At 63.6% G+C, this 20,620-nt stretch carries 21 protein-coding genes and 1 other RNA gene; 3 read left to right on the top strand and 19 right to left on the bottom strand.

Annotated features, from left to right (window positions below):
• Window positions 1-149: 149 nt before the first annotated feature.
• From ilvC to miaA, 7 genes are all read right to left on the bottom strand, one after another.
• On the bottom strand, window positions 150-1,169 hold the full coding sequence (ilvC, locus tag BLR13_RS26300) for a ketol-acid reductoisomerase (RefSeq protein ID WP_074817884.1): 1,020 nt from the start codon (window positions 1,167-1,169) through the stop codon (window positions 150-152).
• A 145-nt stretch (window positions 1,170-1,314) separates the two neighbouring features.
• A complete protein-coding gene (locus tag BLR13_RS26295) occupies window positions 1,315-1,917 on the bottom strand; it encodes a LysE family translocator (RefSeq protein WP_074817886.1) in 603 nt (200 codons plus the stop codon).
• 110 nt (window positions 1,918-2,027) lie between these two features.
• Window positions 2,028-2,723, bottom strand: a complete 696-nt coding sequence (locus tag BLR13_RS26290; protein WP_074817888.1) for a class I SAM-dependent methyltransferase — start codon at window positions 2,721-2,723, stop codon at window positions 2,028-2,030.
• 2 nt (window positions 2,724-2,725) lie between these two features.
• Window positions 2,726-3,268 carry an acetolactate synthase small subunit gene (ilvN, locus tag BLR13_RS26285; RefSeq protein ID WP_074831096.1) on the bottom strand — a complete coding sequence of 181 codons (543 nt, stop codon included), beginning with the start codon at window positions 3,266-3,268 and terminating at the stop codon, window positions 2,726-2,728.
• A gap of 154 nt (window positions 3,269-3,422) precedes the next feature.
• Window positions 3,423-4,409 carry a threonine dehydratase gene (locus tag BLR13_RS26280; protein WP_074817890.1) on the bottom strand — a complete coding sequence of 329 codons (987 nt, stop codon included), beginning with the start codon at window positions 4,407-4,409 and terminating at the stop codon, window positions 3,423-3,425.
• A 9-nt stretch (window positions 4,410-4,418) separates the two neighbouring features.
• Entirely contained in the window at window positions 4,419-6,194 is a 1,776-nt protein-coding gene (locus tag BLR13_RS26275) for an acetolactate synthase 3 large subunit (protein ID WP_074817892.1), read from the bottom strand.
• A 342-nt stretch (window positions 6,195-6,536) separates the two neighbouring features.
• On the bottom strand, window positions 6,537-7,553 hold the full coding sequence (miaA, locus tag BLR13_RS26270) for a tRNA (adenosine(37)-N6)-dimethylallyltransferase MiaA (RefSeq protein ID WP_083387583.1): 1,017 nt from the start codon (window positions 7,551-7,553) through the stop codon (window positions 6,537-6,539).
• Between miaA and serB the strand changes: the two genes are divergently transcribed.
• Window positions 7,552-8,460, top strand: coding sequence for a phosphoserine phosphatase SerB (gene serB / locus BLR13_RS26265; RefSeq protein WP_074817895.1), 909 nt, complete (start codon window positions 7,552-7,554; stop codon window positions 8,458-8,460). The two genes, miaA and serB, sit on opposite strands and share 2 nt — an antisense overlap.
• A 201-nt stretch (window positions 8,461-8,661) precedes the next feature.
• Here serB and BLR13_RS26260 read toward each other — a convergent pair whose 3' ends face one another.
• The 12 genes from BLR13_RS26260 to BLR13_RS26205 form a co-directional block, all read right to left on the bottom strand.
• Window positions 8,662-10,170, bottom strand: coding sequence for a Do family serine endopeptidase (locus BLR13_RS26260; protein WP_074817897.1), 1,509 nt, complete (start codon window positions 10,168-10,170; stop codon window positions 8,662-8,664).
• 286 nt (window positions 10,171-10,456) lie between these two features.
• Window positions 10,457-10,657, bottom strand: a complete 201-nt coding sequence (locus tag BLR13_RS26255) for a DUF2065 domain-containing protein (RefSeq protein ID WP_074817899.1) — start codon at window positions 10,655-10,657, stop codon at window positions 10,457-10,459.
• Between the two features lie 92 nt (window positions 10,658-10,749).
• Window positions 10,750-11,658: a protease modulator HflC gene (gene hflC, locus BLR13_RS26250; RefSeq protein WP_074817901.1), complete on the bottom strand. Its 909-nt coding sequence runs from the start codon at window positions 11,656-11,658 to the stop codon at window positions 10,750-10,752.
• Window positions 11,655-12,800 carry an FtsH protease activity modulator HflK gene (gene hflK / locus BLR13_RS26245; protein WP_074817904.1) on the bottom strand — a complete coding sequence of 382 codons (1,146 nt, stop codon included), beginning with the start codon at window positions 12,798-12,800 and terminating at the stop codon, window positions 11,655-11,657. The genes hflC and hflK overlap by 4 nt, the downstream gene beginning before the upstream one ends.
• 181 nt (window positions 12,801-12,981) lie before the next feature.
• A complete protein-coding gene (locus tag BLR13_RS26240; protein WP_074817905.1) occupies window positions 12,982-13,494 on the bottom strand; it encodes a dihydrofolate reductase in 513 nt (170 codons plus the stop codon).
• Window positions 13,494-13,979, bottom strand: coding sequence for a GNAT family N-acetyltransferase (locus BLR13_RS26235; protein ID WP_074817907.1), 486 nt, complete (start codon window positions 13,977-13,979; stop codon window positions 13,494-13,496). Before BLR13_RS26235 ends, BLR13_RS26240 begins: the two co-directional genes overlap by 1 nt.
• 20 nt (window positions 13,980-13,999) lie before the next feature.
• Window positions 14,000-14,794: a thymidylate synthase gene (locus BLR13_RS26230; protein WP_074817909.1), complete on the bottom strand. Its 795-nt coding sequence runs from the start codon at window positions 14,792-14,794 to the stop codon at window positions 14,000-14,002.
• A 174-nt stretch (window positions 14,795-14,968) separates the two neighbouring features.
• The gene (locus BLR13_RS26225; RefSeq protein WP_074817911.1) at window positions 14,969-15,925 is read right to left on the bottom strand and encodes a tripartite tricarboxylate transporter substrate binding protein BugD; all 957 of its coding nucleotides are present in this window, start codon (window positions 15,923-15,925) and stop codon (window positions 14,969-14,971) included.
• Between the two features lie 175 nt (window positions 15,926-16,100).
• Window positions 16,101-17,618: a tripartite tricarboxylate transporter permease gene (locus BLR13_RS26220; protein ID WP_074817912.1), complete on the bottom strand. Its 1,518-nt coding sequence runs from the start codon at window positions 17,616-17,618 to the stop codon at window positions 16,101-16,103.
• A 7-nt stretch (window positions 17,619-17,625) separates the two neighbouring features.
• On the bottom strand, window positions 17,626-18,126 hold the full coding sequence (locus BLR13_RS26215) for a tripartite tricarboxylate transporter TctB family protein (RefSeq protein WP_074817913.1): 501 nt from the start codon (window positions 18,124-18,126) through the stop codon (window positions 17,626-17,628).
• A gap of 86 nt (window positions 18,127-18,212) precedes the next feature.
• The gene (locus tag BLR13_RS26210) at window positions 18,213-18,746 is read right to left on the bottom strand and encodes a chromate transporter (RefSeq protein ID WP_074817916.1); all 534 of its coding nucleotides are present in this window, start codon (window positions 18,744-18,746) and stop codon (window positions 18,213-18,215) included.
• Entirely contained in the window at window positions 18,743-19,354 is a 612-nt protein-coding gene (locus tag BLR13_RS26205) for a chromate transporter (protein ID WP_074817918.1), read from the bottom strand. Before BLR13_RS26205 ends, BLR13_RS26210 begins: the two co-directional genes overlap by 4 nt.
• Before the next feature lie 108 nt (window positions 19,355-19,462).
• On the opposite strand from BLR13_RS26205, the gene ssrA reads away from it, so the two are divergent.
• Window positions 19,463-19,866: a transfer-messenger RNA gene (gene ssrA / locus BLR13_RS26200) on the top strand.
• Window positions 19,867-20,019: 153 nt separating this feature from the next.
• Window positions 20,020-20,541, top strand: coding sequence for an SspB family protein (locus BLR13_RS26195; RefSeq protein WP_074817920.1), 522 nt, complete (start codon window positions 20,020-20,022; stop codon window positions 20,539-20,541).
• Window positions 20,542-20,620: the final 79 nt, after the last annotated feature.

The raw sequence follows: 20,620 nt of genomic DNA, 5'->3' as shown, positions 1-20,620 counted from the left end.
TCTAAATCAACGCTCAATTCTTCGAACAAACGGCGAGACCGCGTGTCCGCGATCTCGCCTGATCATGCCGATCCTGCCTTAATTTTTCGTTTGCGGCAGCGCACTCTTCTTCATCGGGATCGCGCGCGATCCCACACTTGGATCAAGCCTCAGTTCTTGGTCTTGTCGACGAGAGCACCCTTCTTGATCCACGGCATCATGTCGCGGAGCTTCTCGCCGACTTCCTCGATCGGGTGGGCGGCGAGCTTGGCGCGGGTCGCCTTGAACGAGGTCTGGTTGACCTTGTTCTCCAGCATCCAGTCGCGGGCGAACTTGCCGGACTGGATGTCGTTCAGGACGCGCTTCATCTCGGCCTTGGTCTCTGATGTGACGATGCGCGGGCCGGTGACGTATTCGCCGTATTCGGCGGTGTTGGAGATCGAGTAGTTCATGTTGGCGATGCCGCCTTCATAGATCAGGTCGACGATCAGCTTCACCTCGTGCAGGCACTCGAAATAGGCCATCTCGGGCGCGTAGCCGGCTTCCACCAGGGTCTCGAAGCCGCCCTTGATCAGCTCGACCAGGCCGCCGCACAGCACCACCTGCTCGCCGAACAGATCGGTCTCGCATTCTTCCTTGAACGAGGTCTCGATGATGCCGGCGCGACCGCCGCCGATCGCCGAGGCGTAGGAAAGCCCGAGGTCATGGGCGTTGCCCGAGACGTCCTTGGCGATCGCGATCAGGCAGGGCACGCCGCCGCCGCGCTGGTATTCCGAGCGCACGGTGTGGCCGGGGCCCTTGGGGGCGATCATCAGCACGTCGAGATCGGCGCGGGGATCGAGCAGGTTGAAGTGGACGTTGAGGCCGTGGGCGAACACCAGCGCCGCACCCTTCTTCATGTTGTCGTGCAGGTGCTCGCGATAGATGTCGCCCTGCAATTCGTCCGGGGTCAGCATCATGACGAGGTCGGCCCATTTGGCGGCTTCGGCGACTTCCATCACCTTGAAGCCGGCGGCTTCCGCCTTCTTGGCCGAGGCCGAACCCTTGCGCAGCGCGATGGCGACGTCCTTGACGCCGGAATCCTTCAGGTTGAGCGCGTGGGCATGACCCTGGCTGCCGTAGCCGACGATGACAACCTTCTTGCCCTTGATCAGGTTCAGGTCGGCATCACGATCGTAATAAACTCGCATAGTCGTTTCCTCATCGGTGGCCAAAATCGGCCGGTTAATCAGGCATTTGGGTGGTAGGGACCGCCGGTCGCCCGCGAATTTCCGGCGTTGTCTAGAGCTTTTTCCCCTCAGGGGAAACCCTCATCTCGCATAGCGCAGTGCGGCATCATGCATCCATGAAGACGGGATAGAGGGAGGCCAGCAGCAGGATCGCCATCACGATGTTGAAGGCCCGCACCATCAGCGGGGAGGTCAGGATCGGCCGCAGCGCACTGCCGAACAGGGCCCAGGCGACACAGGAAATCGATCCCAGCAGCAGGCTCAGGCCAACCTGGATCGCGATGTTCCAGGGATAGGCCGCGATCGCCGCATAGGCGGTGATGGTGCCGATCACCATGACCCAGCCCTTGACGTTGACCCACTGGAACATGGCCGCGCCCCAGAACGTCATCGGCCTGCGCCCGACGTCCTGGTCGGGGGAGACCGGCCCCGACATCGCGATCACAGCCGCCAGGTAGACCAGATAGGCGACGCCGGCATATTTCAGGATGGTCTGCAGTACCGGATAGGCGATGAAGACCGTCCCCAGCCCGACGCCGACCGCGCCGACCATGAAGGCGAAGCCGAACGTAATGCCGAGGATATGCGGGATGGTCGGACGGAAGCCGTAGGTCAGCCCCGAGGACAGCAGCATGATGTTGTTCGGCCCCGGCGTGAAGAACATCACGGTGGCGAACATCACAAAGGCGATCAGGAGCGAGTGCGACATGGCGGGCCTTACGCGATCTGCGGCCGGCCTGATCCGGCTCGCCGCAAAGGCAAGCCCCGGATCGCCACCGCCGGGACGGCGATGCAGACATCGGCCGGTTTCATTTTTTTCTAGCTCTGTTGGTCCGGCTTCGGTTTGCGCAGGAGATAGGTGCCGTGCAGCGGCGCGTGATAATCGACCGCTTCGAGCGTGAAGCCGACATCGGCCAGCATGCGCTCGATCACCCAGCCGAAGGTCGAGTATTCGTCGCGCATATGGGTCACCACGCCTTCGCGTTCGAAATCGTGGTTCTTGATGGTGAAATCGGCCCATTGCTCGACATCGCGCTCGACCCCGTCGGGCATGCTGACGAACACAATGTCGCGCAGGTAGAAGTTGGCGCCGGGCTTGAGCGCGGCGAAGATTCTGGCCAGCGCCACCGCCTTCCAGAAATCCGGCAGATGGTGCAGGGTGAATTCGCTGACGATCAGGTCATATGAATTCGGCTGATAGGCGAAGCTCAGCATGCCCGCAGGCTGGGTGCGGACCGCGACCTTGCGGTCCCTGGCGTAGATCTTGGCGAGCGCCAGCATCGCCGGCGAAATATCGATGGCGTCGACCTCGGCGCCGAGCAGGGCGGCCTCGCAGGCCAGGACGCCATTGCCGCAACCGATATCGGCGACGCGCCAGCCGCGCTGCACGCCGAGCATGGTGAGCGCGGCGCGCGCCCGGACGTCGCTGTCGTCATGCCGGTCATAGATCGAGGCGACCGCGGAATCGAGCCCGAGCTGTCGCCTTTGATTGTAGTACCAGTCGCGCGCCAGCATGTTCACATCCCTTCGGGCCCGCGCCCGATCGCGGCAACTCCGGTGCGCGACACCTCGACGAGGCCGAGCGGGCGCATCAGGTCGATGAATTGACTGATCTTGGCGGAATTGCCCGTGATCTCGAACACAAAGCTTTCGGTGGTGGCGTCGATCACGCGGGCGCGGAACGCATCCGCCAGCCGCAACGCCTCGACGCGGCTGTCGCCGCCGCCGCGCACCTTGACCATCGCCAGTTCCCGCTCGATCGAACGGCCGGTCAGCGTCATGTCGACGACGCGATAGACCGGAACCATACGGTCGAGCTGGTGCTTGATCTGCTCGATCACCATCGGCGTACCCGTGGTGACGATGGTGATGCGGGAGAGATGTTTCTGGCTCTCGGTCTCGGAGACGGTGAGACTTTCGATGTTGTAGCCGCGCCCCGAAAACAGTCCGATCACGCGCGCGAGTACGCCCGGCTCGTTCTGCACCAGCACCGACAGCGTGTGCGCCTCGGTCGGATCGTGGCGCTCTTCGAGGAAGTAGGCGGATGCGGGCTGGTTCATTGTCGTCCCCTTGTCATTCTCGGTTGTCATGCCCGCGAAAGCGGGCATCCAGTAATCGCCGGCATCCGGGATGACCCCGGAAGCCGCGGCGTACTGGATCGTCCGGTCAAGCCGGACGATGACATCGGTGTTTGTTGCGCGCCGATAATCATCCTCACACCGCCATTCGATCTGGCGTCGTGACAACTTCCTGCGCGATCCATTTCTGAAACAGATCGAAATCGATATTGCCGCCCGACAGGATCAGTCCGACGCGCTTGCCGCGATTGCGGGTCTTTTCCTGCAGCGCCGCGGCAAGCGGGGCAGCGCCCGCGCCTTCGGCCAGATTATGCGTGTCGGTCCAGTAGGCACGGACGGCGGCGCCGATCTCGTCGTCGGTGACCTGCACGATGCGCGAGGCGCCCTTGGCGATGATCGCCAACGCGTCCGGATCAGGTACGCGCGTCGCCATGCCGTCGGCCCGGGTGTTGCCGGTTTCGGTTGAGACGATCTTGCCGGCCGCAAACGACAGCGCATAGGACGGTGCTTCGGTCGACTGCACGCCGACGACCTCGGTTTTGCGCCCAAGCAGGTCGCGCGCCAGGATGCAGCCACAGATGCCCGAGCCCTGCCCGATCGGTACATAGAGCACGTCGAGGTCTGGCGCGGTTCGCAGCAGTTCGAGCGCGTAGGTCGCGACGCCCCGAACCAGATCGGGATGGAACGACGGCACGATTTCAAGCCCGCGGGCTTCGGCCTGGCGTATGGCTTCGAGACGCGCAGCCTCGAAATCCTCGCCGTGCTCGATCAGTTCGGCGCCGAAGGCCTGCATGGCACGGTTTTTCTCAACCGAGTTGCCACGCGGAACATAGATCGTCACCGGCAGCCGGTAGCGGCCGGCCGCGAAAGCAAGGCTCTGGCCGTGATTGCCGCGCGTCGCCGAGGTCAAGCCTGCGATGCCGGGCCGCTCGCGCTTGAGGCGATCGACGTAAACCAGCCCGCCACGCACCTTGAAGGCGCCGATCGGCGTGTGGTTCTCGTGCTTGACGATGACAGACGCGCCGAGCCGCTGTGCCAGCAACGGCCACGCATGCGCCGGCGTCGGCGGCATTGCCGCCGCGACGACTTCCTGCGCGTGCTCGAGCTGGCTGAGATCAAACATCAGTTCATCTCACACCAGCGCCTTGCCGCCGGCGAAGGCCGCGGCGGTGGCTTCGTCGGTAGCTTCCACCGGCAGCAGCATTTCGTTGTGCGCCTTGCCGGACGGAATCATCGGGAAGCAATTTTCCAGCGCCGCGACGCGGCAGTCGAACAGCACCGGGCGCTTGATCGAGATCATTTCCTTGATCGCGCCGTCGAGATCGCCGGGCTTGATCGCCTGCAGGCCGACGCAACCGAACGCGTCCGCGAGCTTGACGAAATCCGGCAGCGCTTCCGAATAGGAATGCGACAACCGGTTGCCGTGCAGAAGCTGCTGCCACTGCCGCACCATGCCCATATACTGGTTGTTCAGGATGAAGATCTTGATCGGCAGTTCATACTGAACCGCCGTCGACATCTCCTGCATCGTCATCTGCACCGAGGCGTCGCCGGCAATGTCGATGACGAGGCTGTCGCGATGCGCAACCTGCACGCCGAGCGCGGCCGGCAGGCCATAGCCCATGGTGCCGAGACCACCCGACGTCATCCAGCGGTGCGGTTCTTCGAAGCCGAAGAACTGCGCCGCCCACATCTGGTGCTGGCCGACCTCGGTGGTGATGTAGGTGTCGCGCCCACGCGTCGCCTCGAACAGCTTCTCGATCGCGTATTGCGGCAGGATGATATCGTTGCTCTTCTTGTAGGACAGCGAGTTGCGCGCCCGCCACTTGGCGATCTCCGCCCACCACGCCTTGATGTCGGGTTTTTTGGCTTCCGCCTTGAACACCTGCAGCAAGTCGCCGAGCACGTTGCCGCAGTCGCCGATGATCGGCACGTCGACACGGATGTTCTTGTTGATCGAGGACGGATCGATGTCGATGTGGATCTTCTTGGAGTTCGGCGAGAACGCATCGACGCGGCCGGTGATGCGGTCGTCGAAGCGCGCGCCGACGCACAGCATGACGTCGCAATCATGCATCGTCATGTTGGCCTCGTAGGTGCCGTGCATGCCGAGCATGCCCAGCCAGTTCTTGCCGGTCGCTGGATAAGCGCCGAGCCCCATCAGGGTCGAAGTGATCGGAAAGCCGGTCGCCTCGACCAGGTCGCGTAGCAGCTTCGATGCCTCGGGTCCGGAATTGATGACGCCGCCGCCGGAATAGATCACCGGCCGCTTGGCGGATGCCAGCAGCGCCACGGCCTTGCGGATCTGCGCCGCATCGCCCTTCACCCGCGGCGTATACGACGCGTGCACGTCCGACTTGCGCGGCGGATGGTAGGTGCCGACCGCGAACTGAACGTCCTTGGGCACGTCGACCAGCACCGGTCCGGGACGGCCGGTGGTCGCAACGTAAAACGCCTCATGCAACACCTTGGCGAGATCGTTGACGTCGCGCACCAGCCAATTGTGCTTGGTGCAGGGACGGGTGATGCCGACGGTATCGCACTCCTGGAACGCGTCATTGCCGATCAGATGCGTCGGCACCTGCCCGGTGATGCAGACCAGCGGAATTGAATCCATCAGCGCATCCGTCAGTGGCGTCACCATGTTGGTGGCGCCGGGACCCGAGGTCACCAGCACCACGCCCGGCTTGCCGGTCGAGCGCGCATAGCCCTCGGCGGCGTGGCCGGCGCCCTGCTCGTGGCGGACCAGGATGTGCTCGACCTCGCTCTGCTGAAATATCTCGTCGTAGATCGGAAGCACCGCGCCGCCGGGATAGCCGAACAGGTGCTGGACGCCATGATCGATGAGCGCGCGCACGATCATCGCGGCGCCGGACATCTGGTTCGGATCGTGGCTGTTGTCGGTCATAACGCGTTTCCTTGGCTTGCTCCGGATCCGCTGTCGCCAGCGGCTTTTTCGGTTTCGAGAATTTGGGAAATAAAAAAGGGCCCCAGAGGCCCCATGCACACCGCCCGAATTTGGATGGCCTTCAGCCACCCCCGGCGGTGCGCCTGGGTACGACTACGATAAGGAGCTTGGTAATAATATTACGCATTCGAGGTCTCGGACTTCCCAAAGGTTGCGCGGGTTATACCGTCCGGTCCCCGGAAGTCAAGGGAGGGCGGCGTTCAGCCCGATTTCGCCAGCTTAGCGGTGTTCCGGTCATTCGGCGAGTGCGAATTTGCGGTTCCGGCTATGCGCGGCTGTTGTTCAACTCCACGTCATTCCGGGATGGTCCGAAGGACCAGACCCGGAATCTCGAGATTCCGGGTTCGCTTCGCGCCCCGGAATGACACTGGCCACCCAGCCCCTCGCATCTCCCGGCATCACCCATTCGAACTCCGGCAGTTGATGCCGGAACCAGGTGAATTGCCGCTTGGCGTAATGGCGGGTGTCGGCGCGGCCGGTCTCGGCGGCGGCCTCGCGCGTGATCTCGCCCTTGAGGTGGCGGATCAGCGCCGGTACGCCGTGGGCCTTCATCGCCGGCAGCAGCGGATCGAGGTTTCGCGATGCCAGGCTGGCGACCTCGTCCAGCGCCCCGCCCGCCAGCATGGCATCGAACCGGGCATCGATCCGGGCGTAGAGCGCATCGCGTTCGGGCGCGATGAACAGTGCCGCAAACTCACCCGGCGGCAGCAGCGGCGGCAGGCCCTCCCGGTGCCAGTCGGTCAGCGAGCGGCCGGTCGCCTCCACCACCTCCAGCGCACGCGCGATCCGGGTGCGGTCGCGCGGCTTGAGGCGATCGGCCGACGCCGGATCACGCACTGCAAGCTCGGCATGCAGCGCTTCGACGCCGTCCCGTTCCAGCCGCGCGCGGACGTCCTCGCGCACCTCGGCGGCAATCGGCGGCACTGCCGACAGACCGCGCGTCAGCGCCTTGAAATACAGGCCGGAACCGCCGGCGAAGATCGGCAGGCGTCCCTGCGCGCGCGCGTCTGCCAGCACTTTTGCTGCGTCCGTCACCCAGGCGCCGGCGGAAAAATTCACGGCCGCATCGACATGGCCGTAGAGACGATGCGGCACGACCGCCTCTTCGTCCGGCGTCGGTCGCGCCGTGATGATGTGGAGGTCGCGATAGACCTGCATGGAATCGGTGTTGATGACGACACCGCCGGTTTTTTGCGCAAGCGCGAGCGCCAGCGCCGACTTGCCGCTGGCGGTCGGCCCTGCGATAAGCACGGGCTTGCTCACATCCTGCTTGCTCAAACCTTGCGAACCCGCCTGCATGTCCCTCGTCGCCACGCTCATCTGCAATCCCGCCAACCCCGCGCTCGACTCCACCATCGTCGACGGCGCGCTGGCCGTGCTGCCTTCGCCGGGGTCAGCACAATGGCTGTTCGACGAGGTGGCGGTCGATATCCCCTTCGCAGGCCAATCCTTCAATAGCCAGGCCGACATCAAGGCGATCGAAGCCCGCCTGCAAAAGGCGCGCGGCGACCTGCCGATCGACATTGTGGTGCAGCCTGCCGCGTTCCGGCGCAAGAAGCTTTTTCTGGCCGACATGGATTCCACCATGATCGGCCAGGAGTGCATCGACGAACTGGCCGATTTCGCCGGCCTGAAAGCGCACGTCGCCGCCATCACCGAACGCGCGATGCGCGGCGAAATCGAGTTCGAACCCGCGCTGCGCGAGCGCGTCGCGCTGCTGAAGGATTTGCCGGTCGGCGTGATCGACGAGGTGCTGGAAAAACGCATCACGCTGACGCCGGGCGGCCGCGAACTGGTCGCCACGATGCGCGCGCACGGCGCCTGGACCTGCCTGATCTCGGGCGGCTTCACGCTGTTTACCAACGCGGTCGCCGCCAAAATCGGCTTCCAGGAAAACCGCGCCAACGAACTCACGGTTCGCGACGGCAAACTCACCGGTGAAGTCACCGAGCCGATTTTGGGCCGCGCCACCAAGCTTGCGACCCTGGTTGAGCTGCGCGAATCCTTCGATCTCGACGAAATCGACACGCTGGTGACCGGCGACGGCGCCAACGATCTCGGCATGATCGAAGCGGCCGGCCTCGGCGTCGCCTATCACGCCAAGCCCGCGGTTGCCGCAGCCGCCGCAGTAAGGATCGACTACGGCGATCTCAGCGCGCTGTTGTACGCGCAGGGCTATCGTCGCGAGGAGTTCGTGGAGGGATAAACTCTCTGCGTCGTCCCCGCCTAGTGCGCAATTGCGCACGGGGAGCGGGGACCCATAACGACAGGCGTTCGTGGTTACGAAAAGTCGTCGAACAGCGTTTCTTAATACAACGGCCGCGGCGTATGGGTCCTCGCTCCCCGTGCGCAATTGCGCACTAGGCGGGGACGACGCACACACAACATCGTTCGTAACGAACCAACCCTACTGCACGCTCAGTGCGACGAAGCGCAGCTCGCCGTCGCCGTTGGCGACCAGCAGCAGCACCGACTTCTTGCCGTCCTTCTTGAGCTGGTCGACCCGCTTCTTGATATCGGCGGCGTTGCTCACGGCCTCCTGCGCCACCTCGACGATGACGTCGCCGGCGGACAGCCGCTTTTCGGCGGCATCGGACGTGCCGTCGACGCCGGTGATGACCACGCCCTTGACGCTTTCCTTGATCTTGTATTTGCCGCGCAGGTCCTTGCTAAGCGTGGCCAGATCGAGGCCGAGCGCCTTTTGCGTCACCGGCTTTTCAGCCGGCTCTTCCTTGGCCTTGGCGGAAGCCTGCTGCGTCTTGTCGTTATCCTCGAGGCGACCGAGCGTCACCTTGCGGGTTTCCTCGGCACCCTTGCGGATGATCACGACATCGACCTCCTTGCCGACCGCGGTGTCAGCCACCACGCGCGACAGATCCTTCGGATCCTTGACGTCCTTGCCGTCGAACTTGACCACGACATCGCCGGGTTCGATGCCCGCAGGTTTCGCCGGGCCCTTTTCGTCAACCCCTGCGACCAGCGCGCCGCGGGCGGGCTTGATGTTGAGGCTTTCGGCGATCTCGTCGGTGACCTGCTGGATGCGCACGCCGAGCCAGCCGCGGCGCAGTTCGCCGAACTGCCGGAGCTGATCGACGACGCCGGCGACGGTCTTGGACGGGACCGCGAAGCCAAGGCCGATCGAGCCGCCGGTCGGTGAAATGATCAGCGTGTTGACGCCGACCACATCGCCATCGAGGTTGAACAGCGGGCCGCCGGAATTGCCGCGATTGATCGACGCGTCGGTCTGGATGTAGTTGTCATACGGCCCCTGGCTGATATCGCGGTTGCGCGCCGAAACGATGCCGGCCGTGACCGAGCCGCCGAGCGAGAACGGATTGCCGATCGCGATCACCCACTCGCCGAGACGCAGCTTGTCGGAATCGCCGAACTTCACCGCGATCAGCGGCTTCACCGGCTTGAACTTCAGAACCGCGATGTCGGTCTTCTTGTCGACGCCGACCAGTTCGGCCTTGATCTTGGTGCCGTCGTTCATGATCACGTTGATCTCGTCGGCGTCGGCGATGACGTGATTGTTGGTGACGACGATGCCCGACGTATCGACGATGAAGCCGGAGCCGAGCGAATTGGTCTTGCGCGGCTGCATGTCGCTGTTCTTGTCGCCGCCGCCCTTGGGGCCGCCGCCGCGCCGGTTCTTGAAGAAGTCGTCGAAGAATTCCTCGAATGGCGACCCCGGCGGCAATTGCGGCATCGCGCCCCGGTCGCCGCCCTTGGCCTCGACGGTCTGCGAGGTCGAGATGTTGACGACAGCGTCGATCACCTTCTCGGCAATGTCGGCAATGCCGTCCGGCCCCCGCGCACTGGCTGGCGCGGACGCCAGCAGACTGGCGGCACTGAGCGTGATCGCAAGCCCCATCAGGCGCAGGCTGCGGCTCAAGGCGGGTCTGGCACCGGTCATGTCAGCTTCTCTCCAAGGGGTCGATGGCGTCCACAGTGCGCCCGAACGGGTCCGCGGCGCAAGCATTTGAGCCGGACAATCCGGCGAAAAACCGGTCGCCGATGGCTCACGATTTCGTTGATGCAACAGGGGTTTGCAAACAGTTTAGTGGCCGTCATTCCGGGACGGTCCGAAGGAACCAGACTTCAGATGCGCAATGGCGGATCGGGTATCTCGCGATTCCCCGGGGTGCAAGTGCACCCCTGAGGTTCTTGCGTCGCACGCCCCGGAATGACGGTGCCTAAAACTACCGCCGGACGAACCAGATCAGGACCAGACCCGCGACCGCCGATCCGATGCCGACCACCCGCAGAATATTGTCGGGCGTGGCCAGCGCACTCTTCATGGCGCGGCGCATCCAGGCCGGGCTTGCCGCGAACATCAGGCCTTCCAGCACAAACAGGATTCCCACACCGATGAGGAAGTCGGTGAACGCTATGGACCTCATCGGATGGCAACCTCCCGTTAGCGGCGCTTTTCGCGCTTATGGCAGCGAAGCGGCTTCCGCTTCGCTACACCTTTTGTACCCCGCCGCCAACCTTACGGCTTGGGCGCGGCCGGGGCCGCCGCCACCGGCGGATGGCCGGCCGGATTGGCGAAGAAGCGGAAGAACTCCGAATTGGGCTGCAGCAGGAAGCGGGTATCGCTCGACTTGAGCCCGTTCTCATAGGCCGTCATCGAGCGGTAGAAGGCAAAGAAATCCGGATCCTGGCCGTAGGCCTCGGCGAACAGGCGGTTGCGTTCGGCATCGCCGGCGCCCCTGGTCTGTTCGGCCGTCGAATTCGCCTCGGCGATGATGACGGTAGCTTCACGATCCGCCTTCGACCTGATCTCCTGCGCCTTCTGGCCGCCCTGGGCACGGAACTCCGCCGCCTCGCGCTGCCGCTCGGTCTGCATCCGCTGGTAGACCGCCTGGCTGTTCTGCTCCGGCAGGTCGGCGCGGCGGATACGGACGTCGACCACCTGGATGCCGTAACCGTCGGCTTCCTTGTCAAGCTGGTCGCGAATCCGGTTCATCAGCGCTTCGCGCTCGTCGCGCACCACCGTGATGAAGGTGACCTCGCCCAGCACCCGGCGCAGCGACGCGTTCAACAGCGTCGTGAGCTGGATGTTGGCGGCCTGGATCGAGCCGACGCTCTGGTAGAAACGCAGCGCGTTCTTGATGCGGTAGCGGGCGAAAGCATCGACCACCAGCCGCTTCTGATCGGAGGCGATCACTTCCTGCGACGGGTTTTCCAGATCGAGAATGCGCTTGTCGATCGAGATCACGCTGTCGATGAACGGGGCCTTGAAGTTCAGGCCGGGTTCAGTGACGACGCGAACGGGTTCGCCGAGCCGCACCACCAGCACCTGTTCGGTCTGCGAGACGGTGAAGACCGAGCTGTAGCCGATGATGACGACAACAAACAGGACAATCAGGGCAGCAATGCCTGCAACGGGGGATCTCATCGCGTGCCTCCCTGCTGCGGCTGGCCGGTCGTGGCTGGCGCCTGCGGACGCCGCGGCGTCAACTCGCTGAGCGGCAGATACGGCACGATGCTTTGCCCGTTGCCGCCGCCGTCATAGACCAGCTTCTCGGAACCGCCGAGAACCCGCTCCATCGTCTCCAGATAAATACGCTGTCGGGTCACGTCGGGCGCCTTCTTGTATTCTTCGTAGACTTTCAGGAAGCGCGAGCTCTGGCCCTTGGCTTCGGCGATCGCCTGCTGCTGGTAGCCTTCGGCGACCTGGAGGATTTGCGCGCCGCGGCCACGCGCGTCGGGAACGACACGGTTGGCATAGGTCTGCGCTTCGTTCTGCAGCCGCTCGAGGTCGGCGCGTGCGGCCTGCACGTCGCGGAACGCGTCGATCACCTGCGCCGGCGGGTCGACCTTCTGCATCTGCACCTGCTGCACCAGGATGCCGGAGCCGTAGCTGTCGAGCGTCTTCTGCATCAGGTCCTGCACGCCCGCTTCGGTCGTGGTGCGCGCGCCGGTGAGGATCGGCTGGATGTTGGCGCGGCCGACCACCTCGCGCATCGCGCTTTCAGCCACGGCCTTCACGGTGCCTTCGGGATTCTGGATATTGAAGAGATAGTTGCCGACGCCGTCGGGCTTGATCCGCCACAACACGGTGAAGTCGACGTCGACGATGTTCTCGTCGCCGGTCAGCATCAGGCTTTCTTCCGGCACATCGCGCATGGTGCGGCCACGCCGCGCCGGATCGTCGATCAGGGTCATGCCGATCGAAATGGTGGAGACGCGCAGCGCCTTCGGCAGCAGCACGGTCTCGATCGGATAGGGCAGATGATAGTTCAGGCCGGGCTGTACCGTGCGCACATGCTTGCCGAAGCGCAGCACGACGCCGAGCTCTTCCGACTGCACGCGGAAAAATCCGGACAGGCCCCAGATCGCCAGCGCGCCGATCAGCACCAGGGCGATGCCCATGCCGCTGAAATGGCCGCCGGGCAGAAGCTGCTGCAGCCGGTCCTGGCCGCGGCGCAGAAGGTCCTCAAGATCGGGAGGCCTTGGCCCAACCGATTGCGGACCGTTGCCCCACGGTCCTTTCGGACCCGAGCCCCACGGGCCCCCGCCTTGATTCTTCCACGGCATATAAATCTCCTCCGCGGGGCCCGGGTCCGCCTGTTTTGGGTGGGATACCCGGCCTCGCCTATCCGCCCGGCTTTATAGGGGACCGCCCGGGCCCTTACAACGCAAGCTTGGCGCTCGAAGCAGCTATGCGCGATGCCATAATTGTCAATGTAAACATTGGTTAGCGGGGTTAATGCGAGGCTTAACGCCGGTCGCACCGACGAAATGTCACATAGGAGAAGTCAGCGCTGTCGTCGGGACCCGCCGGATTCCGCACGCGTGCGACCTCTTCCCAGTCCGCCGCATCAATTGTGGCGAAACGCGTATCGCCATCAGGCCGGGCGTGCACTTCGGTGATTTCCAGCCGATCGGCGCGATCCATGCATTGAGCGTAGATTTCGGCGCCGCCGATGATCGCGATCTCAGTGGCGAAACGCCGCAGCGCATCGCCGGTCGCGATCGCCATGGCATCGGCAGCGGAGTTGGTGACGACTACGCCGGCGGCGCGAAACTCGCGATCGCGTGTCACCACGATATTGGTCCGGCCGGGCAGCGGCCGTCCGATCGAGGCGAAGGTCTTGCGGCCCATCACCACCGGCCGGCCGAACGTCAGCGCCTTGAAACGCTGCAGGTCGGATTTCAGCCGCCACGGCATCGCGCCGTTGGCGCCGATCACGCCGTTTTCGGCAACCGCGACAACGAAGACGATTTCCATCAGCGCGCCCCTTGCGCAAGTGCCGTCAACGCCGGACCGCCGACCCGGCAAACCGTCCACTCGTCCATCAATTCGGCGCCGAGCGATTTGTAGAATTCGATCGATGGCGTGTTCCAGTCCAGCACCGACCATTGCAGGCGCGACCAGCCCTTTGCCACGCACTCGCCGGCGAGATACGCCAGCAGTGCCTTGCCGATACCCTTGCCGCGCAACGGCGGGCGAACGAACAGGTCCTCCAGATAGATGCCCGAACGGCCGCTAAAGGTCGAAAAATTGATGAACCAGACCGCGAAGCCTGCAGGCTCGCCGTCCCACTCGGCGATTTCGCAAAATAGCCGGGGATTGGTGCCGAACAACGCCGCGTCGATATCGGCTTCGGTCGCCTCCACTTCGTGGAGCAGTTTTTCATACTCGGCGAGTTCGCGAACAAAGGACAGGACAAGTCCTGCTTCGCCCTGGCGCACGCGGCGGATGACAAGGGACATTCAATCGCTCACACCGCGACTCATACAGCGACCGCGGCCTTGATGTGCGGGTGCGGGTCGTAGCCTTCGAGCGCGAAGTCTTCGTAGCGGAACGCGAAGATGTCCTTCACATCGGGATTGATCTTCATCACCGGCAACGAACGCGTCGGCCGCGTCAGTTGCAACCGCGCCTGCTCCAGGTGGTTCGAATACAGGTGCGCGTCACCGAGCGAGTGCACGAAATCGCCGGGTTTCAGTCCCGTCACCTGCGCCACCATCATCGTCAGCAACGCATAGGAGGCGATGTTGAAGGGCACACCGAGGAACACGTCGCCGGAGCGCTGGTAGAGCTGGCACGACAATTTGCCGTTCGCGACATAGAACTGGAACAGGCAGTGACAGGGTGGCAGCGCCATCTTGTCGACGTCGGCCGGATTCCACGCACTGACGATCAAGCGCCGCGAGTCCGGATTGCGTTTGATCATGTCAACGACGTTGGATATCTGGTCGATGCTGCGCCCGTCCGGCGCCGGCCAGGATCGCCACTGCGAACCGTAGACGGGACCGAGATCGCCATTGGCGTCGGCCCATTCGTCCCAGATCGAAACGCCGTTGTCCTTCAGGTATTTGATGTTGGTGTCGCCCTGGAGGAACCACAGCAGTTCATGGACGATCGCCTTCAACGGCAGCCGCTTGGTGGTCAGCATCGGAAAACCGGCCGACAGATTGAAGCGCATCTGATGGCCGAAGACCGACAGCGTACCGGTGCCGGTGCGGTCGTGCTTCTCGGCGCCATCGGCGAGAATCCGTTCGAGCAGATCGTGGTATTGATTCATGGCTGACGTTTCGGGCTTTTCGGGATCGCGAATTTAGCGGCCGGGATAGCCGACCGACACGCCGATTCGGTTATCTAACCGCATTTATACCCGAAAAAATGAGGCTTCGGCCGGCAAACGACAAGGGGCGGAACCGATGGTCCCGCCCCTCGCCTATCCACTTGATCGCGTTGATTAACTTGCGGGCTTGAGCACCGGCGTCCACTTCGCGATTTCGGATTTCACCAATGCCGCCAACGCCTCCGGGGTACGATCCGCCGGCCCCGGGATCACGCTGCCGAGTTCGAGCAGGCGCTTGCGGACGGTCTCGTCATTGAGGGCCTTGCCGACCGCCTCGTTCAACCTGGCGATGACCGGCGCCGGTGTTCCCTTCGGCGCAAAGATCGCGTTCCACGCCTGCGCCTGGAACACCGGAAGGCCAGCTTCCGCGGTGGTCGGAATATTTGATAGCGACGGATTGCGCTCCGGCGTCGCCACCGCATAGGCCTTGATGGTGCCGGCGTTGATCTGCGGCACCGCGTTGACGATCTGGTCGCACATGTAGTCGACCTGCCCGCCCACCAGCGCATTCATCGCCGGACCCGTGCCGTTGAAGGGAACGCCGGTCGGCTTGATGTCGAGAACCGAATTCAGGAGCTGACACGAGACATGCGACACCGAGCCGACGCCGGCATGCGCGGCGTTGACCTTGGCCTCGTTGGCCTTCACATAGGCGATGAATTCCTTGAGATCCTTCGGCGGAAAATCCTTGCGCGCCAGGATCAGGATCGGCGTGCCGGCGAGCAGGCCAACGGGTTCGAAATCCTTTTCCGGATGATAGGCGAGATTCGGATACAAAGGCACCGCGGCCGCATGCGTGCCCATGTGCCCGGTGATCAGTGTGTAGCCGTCATTGGCGGCGCGCGCCGCGCGCGTGGTGGCGGTGGTGCCGCCGGCACCGACCACATTCTCGATGATGATGCTCTGGCCGAGCGTCTGCGCCATATGCGAGGTAACGATGCGCGAGATGACGTCGGTCGGACCGCCGGCCGCGAACGGCACGATCATGGTGATGCTGCGCGTCGGATAGGCTTGAGCCTGCGCCTGCGCCACAACGCCGCACAGCGCCGCACAGCGCCGCAAGCATGGCAACGCAACCGCTCGCAAGCGAGCGCCCGTAACGTTTCATCGCTGTCTCTCCAGGAAAGTCCGAAAAAAAAATGCCGGCCCAACCGGCCGGCATTCATCTCACAGCAGCACGCCTGAAGTCGATTCGACTTCGGGATGCGGCGCGCCGACGCAGGGTCGGCGCGAGGTCAGCTCAAGATCAGCTTTCCGACTCCACGAACACTTCGTCGCGCTTCTTGCGCAGCGACGGCAACACCGCCAGCACCAGCAGGAAGGCCGCGATCGCCATCAAAATCGCCGACAGCGGACGGGTCAGGAAGACCGACCAGTCGCCGCGCGAGATCAAGAGCGCCCGGCGCAGGTTTTCTTCCATCAACGGGCCCAGCACCATTCCGAGCAGCAGCGGCGCGGGCTCGAAATCATGCTTGATCAGCCAGTAGCCGAGCAGGCCGAACGCACCGGCGAGGACGACGTCGACCGGCGCGTTGTTGATGGAGTAGATGCCGATCGCGCAGAAGATCACGATCGAGGGGAACATCAGCCGGTACGGCACCCGCAGCAACCGCACCCAGATGCCGACCAGCGGCAGGTTGATGATGATCAGCATCAGGTTGCCGATCCACATCGAGGCGATCATGCCCCATACCAGTTCGGGCTGCTTCTGCATCACCTGCGGACCCGGCACGATGCCGTGAATGGTCATCGCGCCGACCATCAGCGCCATCACCGCGTTCGGCGGGATGCCGAGCGTCAGCAGCGGGATGAACGAGGTCTGCGCCGCCGCGTTGTTGGCGCTTTCCGGCGCCGCCACGCCTTCGATCGCGCCGCGGCCGAACCGCGACGGATCCTTGGCGATCTTCTTTTCCAGCGTATAGGCCGCGAACGAGGCGATCACCGCACCGCCGCCCGGCAGGATGCCGAGGATCGATCCGAGCGCCGTGCCGCGCAGGATGGCCGGGAAGGAATCCTTGAGATCCTTTTTGGTCGGCATCAGCCCGGTGATCTTCTGCTGCACCAGATTGCGGTCCATCTCGGCGCCGTGGTCGAGGTTGCGGATGATTTCCGCAAAACCGAACACGCCCATCGCCACCGTGGCAAAGCCGAGACCGTCAGCGAGCTCGGGGATGTTGAACGCCATGCGCGAGGCGCCGGTTTCGATGTCGGAGCCGACCATCGAGAGCAACAGCCCGAACACGATCATCGCGATCGCCTTCAACACCGAGCCCTTGGCCAGCACCACCGCGAAGATCAGGCCGAGCACCATCAGCGAGAAATATTCGGCAGGACCGAAGGCCAGCGCGAGCTTGGTCAGGGGCGCACCGAGCACCGCGATCAGGACGGTCGCGACGCAGCCGGCGAAGAACGAGCCGATCGCGGCGATCGCCAGCGCCGGGCCGGCACGGCCCTGCTTGGCCATCTGGAAGCCGTCGAGCGTGGTCACGACCGATGTCGCCTCACCCGGAATATTGACCAGGATCGAGGTGGTCGAGCCGCCATATTGCGCGCCGTAGTAGATGCCGGCGAGCATGATCAGGGCGCCGACCGGCGGCAGTCCGAACGTGATCGGCAGCAGCATCGCCACCGTCGCGATGGTGCCGATGCCCGGCAGCACGCCGACCAGCGTGCCAACGAGGGCGCCGATCAGGCACAGCAAAAGGTTGATGGGGGTAAAGGCGACGCCAAAACCGAGAGCAAGATTGGAAAAGAGTTCGGCCATTGCGCCCTCACTGAACCAGGAAACGCGGGAGGAGCTGCAGCGGCAACCCAAGCGCATAGGGGAAAAGCAGGCTACAACCGATCGTCAGGCAAATGCCGACGATGATGGTTTCCTTCCACTTGGTCTCCGGCGTTCCCAGCGCGGAAATGATGAAGCTGGCAAACGCCGAGATGATGAGACCGAGGGGACGAATCGTGACTGCGAAGGAAACGATGGCCAACGACACGAACAGCGGACCCCGCCACGCATAGACCGTGATGTGTTCGCCGTCAGTCAGAAGCCCCATCAGGGTAACGGCGGCGCCCAGTCCCAGCAAAAGAACAGCGAACATCCGGGGAGCGGTCCCGGCGCCGAACGAAAACCCGTGCATGCCCTGCAAATCGCTCGATGCCCACAGGGCAAATGCGGCGATAGCCATGAGCGCAATTCCGCCGACAAAATCCTGCGGACCACGAACCCATTTCGGCATCTTGAATTTGACCGGCACATGGCTCGGCGTATCACTCATCGATCTCTCTCCCCGGACAGGGCTTTCCCGCCCATATTGTTTGGATAGTGTTTAGTGCAGACCCCGGTCTTGCCTAGCGATTTTCCTCAGATAACGCCAGCAAAACCCAAAGCCCCCCCGGCCACCAACATCCAGAGCGGATTTAGCCGGGTAGCAAACGCCAATACCGCCGCCGCCACCGTGATCAGGCCGGCCACCCAGCTCCGGTCCGACGTCAGCGCCAAAATCAGGCCGCTGGCGCCCATCAGCCCGATCGAAAGTGGAACCAGCGCCGCCTGAATGATTGCAGGCCAGGGTGAATGGCTCGACCGCGCGAGAAGCCGGCTTACATAATAGGCAAGGACGGCGGTCGGGCCGCACATCGCAACCGTCGCGGTCAGCGCGCCGGCCACACCCGCAACCGAATAGCCGATCAGCGTCACGATCAGGACATTCGGCCCCGGCGAGAGCTGGGATATCGCGAAGATATCGGCAAACTGCCTGTCGGTCATCCAGTGGTGCACGTCGACCGCGACCCGGTGCATTTCGGGAACAGCCGAATTCGCACCACCAACCGCAAACAGCGACATCAATGCGAAAGTCCAAACGAGCGTCCAGATCGGGTTGGCGTCTGAATTCATCCGTTCACCCGGCGGCGCATGAAATAAGTGATGGCGAGGCTCAGCGGAATGCCCACCAGCAGCACCTCCTGCAGCGGCAGCCGAAACAATCCGATCGCGATGAACACCGCGATCAGGATCACGATCCCCACCGCGTCACGCTTCTTGATCAGCGGCATCATCATCTTGAACACGACCGCCAGCAAAAGTCCGACCGCCGCGCAGGCGACGCCCGCCAGAATACGCCGCAGCGCGTCGATCTCGCCGTAGCGGGCGTAAACGGCGGCAAGAGCGGTCGCGATCAGCATCGGTGGGCCGACCAGTCCGGCAAACGCCGCGAAGCCACCGGCAACGCCGCGAAACCGCGATCCGAATACGACCGACAGATTGACGATGTTCGGGCCTGGCAGGAAATGGCACAGCGCAAAGGTCTCGTTGAATTCCTCCGCCGTCATCCAGCGGTGCTGGTCGACGATGCCGCGCCGGGCCCAGACCAGCACGCCGCCGAAGCCGGCCAGCGACATTTTGGCGAACGCCACGAACAGCTCGAGCAGGCCGGGCTGATTTGGCGGGATGGAAGCTGGAACGTCCGGCGCCGGGACGGCGGCCGGCGGGGAATCCTGAGGCATGGCGCAAAACTAGAACGCCGGCTCGTCCGAGGCCAACCCAAATTCAGCGAAACTTCCTCGCTTGGAACATGACTGTCCGGCTCGGAGGACGGCTTGACGTCCGGCCGGGCACTTTTTTTCTCGATATTTGCGCCCTATATTGGGGGTGCCGGTTCGCCGGCTATGGAAATAAATTGCCGTCGCAATAAACCATTCGGACCCGGGGGCAGTACCCGGCGCCTCCACCCAAGCCCGTCAGTTGGGCATGATCTTATTCGGAAAACCGGTATCCACTTTTCCGGATCATGCCAGCGGGTTTCGGCGGGGGCGAACCAGGATCGACGAGGGCGTAAAGGGCGTGTTTTTTCCCGGTATGGTTCCGCCGTTATCGGGCTACGCAATAGTTGCAAACGACAACTATGCTCCGGTTGCTCAGGCTGCGTAACGCAGTTTGAAAGACCAAGTCTAAAGTCCTGGTGGGTTAAGCTCCGCTAGGCGGGGTTCGGAGGCACCTGGCAACAGAAGCCTCCACCTTCATTTTTCCCGCAATTTGCCCCCGATGGGGCGTTTCTACCGCAAATTCGTTCCATGACGGCTGCTGACCTGCGACGCAGGCCGGGGTAGCATGGGTCAAAAGGCGAGTCGGGCAACCGGCATCGCGGCCATTTCAAAGTGACAGGACTTCCATGGCGACCGATCACATCCGTTATGACGTGCTGGCGCGCGACGCGCTGCGCGGGGTGCTGCGCCGCGTGCTGACCGATGCCGCCGAACACGGCCTGCCGGGAGAGCATCACTTCTTCATCACCTTCGTGTCCACCGCCGATGGCGTGAAGCTGTCGCCGCGGCTGCTCGCACAATATCCGGAAGAGATGACCATCATCCTGCAGCATCAGTTCTGGGACCTAGTCGTGACCGAGGATCGGTTCGAGGTCGGACTGTCGTTCGGCGGCATCCCGGAGCGGCTGGTGGTCCCGTTCGCCGCGATCAAGAGCTTCCTCGATCCTTCGGTGCAGTTCGGATTGCAATTCGAGCCGTCCGATGCCGACGCGGCCGTAGACGCGCCGGGGGCCAAGCTTCCCGCCGTTGCCGCGCCGTCCGCCTTGCCCGATGCCGCCCCCTCGCCTGCCGCGGAGAACAAGGACGAACCGGCGAAGCCGAGCGAAGGCGCCGAAGTGGTGCGGCTGGATCGATTCCGAAAGAAATAGTCCGCGGGCGAGAAGCCACCCTGTAGAGTGGACGTTGCGCCAATTCGCGGCGCAACAGACATCGCTACGGACATTGCTT

The sequence above is a fragment of the Bradyrhizobium ottawaense genome, from assembly GCF_900099825.1.
GTDB lineage: Bacteria > Pseudomonadota > Alphaproteobacteria > Rhizobiales > Xanthobacteraceae > Bradyrhizobium > Bradyrhizobium ottawaense_A.
Note: the sequence above shows the minus strand (reverse complement) of the source record. Positions and strands in the feature narration are given on the sequence as shown.

Bases quoted from the DNA above. Each gene is read 5' to 3' on its own strand.
- ilvC (WP_074817884.1), bottom strand. From the start codon at position 1,169: ATGCGAGTTTATTACGATCGTGATGCCGACCTGAACCTGATCAAGGGC.
- BLR13_RS26295 (WP_074817886.1), bottom strand. From the start codon at position 1,917: ATGTCGCACTCGCTCCTGATCGCCTTTGTGATGTTCGCCACCGTGATG.
- BLR13_RS26290 (WP_074817888.1), bottom strand. From the start codon at position 2,723: ATGCTGGCGCGCGACTGGTACTACAATCAAAGGCGACAGCTCGGGCTC.
- ilvN (WP_074831096.1), bottom strand. From the start codon at position 3,268: ATGAACCAGCCCGCATCCGCCTACTTCCTCGAAGAGCGCCACGATCCG.
- BLR13_RS26280 (WP_074817890.1), bottom strand. From the start codon at position 4,409: ATGTTTGATCTCAGCCAGCTCGAGCACGCGCAGGAAGTCGTCGCGGCG.
- BLR13_RS26275 (WP_074817892.1), bottom strand. From the start codon at position 6,194: ATGACCGACAACAGCCACGATCCGAACCAGATGTCCGGCGCCGCGATG.
- serB (WP_074817895.1), top strand. From the start codon at position 7,552: ATGTCCCTCGTCGCCACGCTCATCTGCAATCCCGCCAACCCCGCGCTC.
- miaA (WP_083387583.1), bottom strand. From the start codon at position 7,553: ATGCAGGCGGGTTCGCAAGGTTTGAGCAAGCAGGATGTGAGCAAGCCC.
- BLR13_RS26260 (WP_074817897.1), bottom strand. From the start codon at position 10,170: ATGACCGGTGCCAGACCCGCCTTGAGCCGCAGCCTGCGCCTGATGGGG.
- BLR13_RS26255 (WP_074817899.1), bottom strand. From the start codon at position 10,657: ATGAGGTCCATAGCGTTCACCGACTTCCTCATCGGTGTGGGAATCCTG.
- hflC (WP_074817901.1), bottom strand. From the start codon at position 11,658: ATGAGATCCCCCGTTGCAGGCATTGCTGCCCTGATTGTCCTGTTTGTT.
- hflK (WP_074817904.1), bottom strand. From the start codon at position 12,800: ATGCCGTGGAAGAATCAAGGCGGGGGCCCGTGGGGCTCGGGTCCGAAA.
- BLR13_RS26240 (WP_074817905.1), bottom strand. From the start codon at position 13,494: ATGGAAATCGTCTTCGTTGTCGCGGTTGCCGAAAACGGCGTGATCGGC.
- BLR13_RS26235 (WP_074817907.1), bottom strand. From the start codon at position 13,979: ATGTCCCTTGTCATCCGCCGCGTGCGCCAGGGCGAAGCAGGACTTGTC.
- BLR13_RS26230 (WP_074817909.1), bottom strand. From the start codon at position 14,794: ATGAATCAATACCACGATCTGCTCGAACGGATTCTCGCCGATGGCGCC.
- BLR13_RS26220 (WP_074817912.1), bottom strand. From the start codon at position 17,618: ATGGCCGAACTCTTTTCCAATCTTGCTCTCGGTTTTGGCGTCGCCTTT.
- BLR13_RS26215 (WP_074817913.1), bottom strand. From the start codon at position 18,126: ATGAGTGATACGCCGAGCCATGTGCCGGTCAAATTCAAGATGCCGAAA.
- BLR13_RS26210 (WP_074817916.1), bottom strand. From the start codon at position 18,746: ATGAATTCAGACGCCAACCCGATCTGGACGCTCGTTTGGACTTTCGCA.
- BLR13_RS26205 (WP_074817918.1), bottom strand. From the start codon at position 19,354: ATGCCTCAGGATTCCCCGCCGGCCGCCGTCCCGGCGCCGGACGTTCCA.
- BLR13_RS26195 (WP_074817920.1), top strand. From the start codon at position 20,020: ATGGCGACCGATCACATCCGTTATGACGTGCTGGCGCGCGACGCGCTG.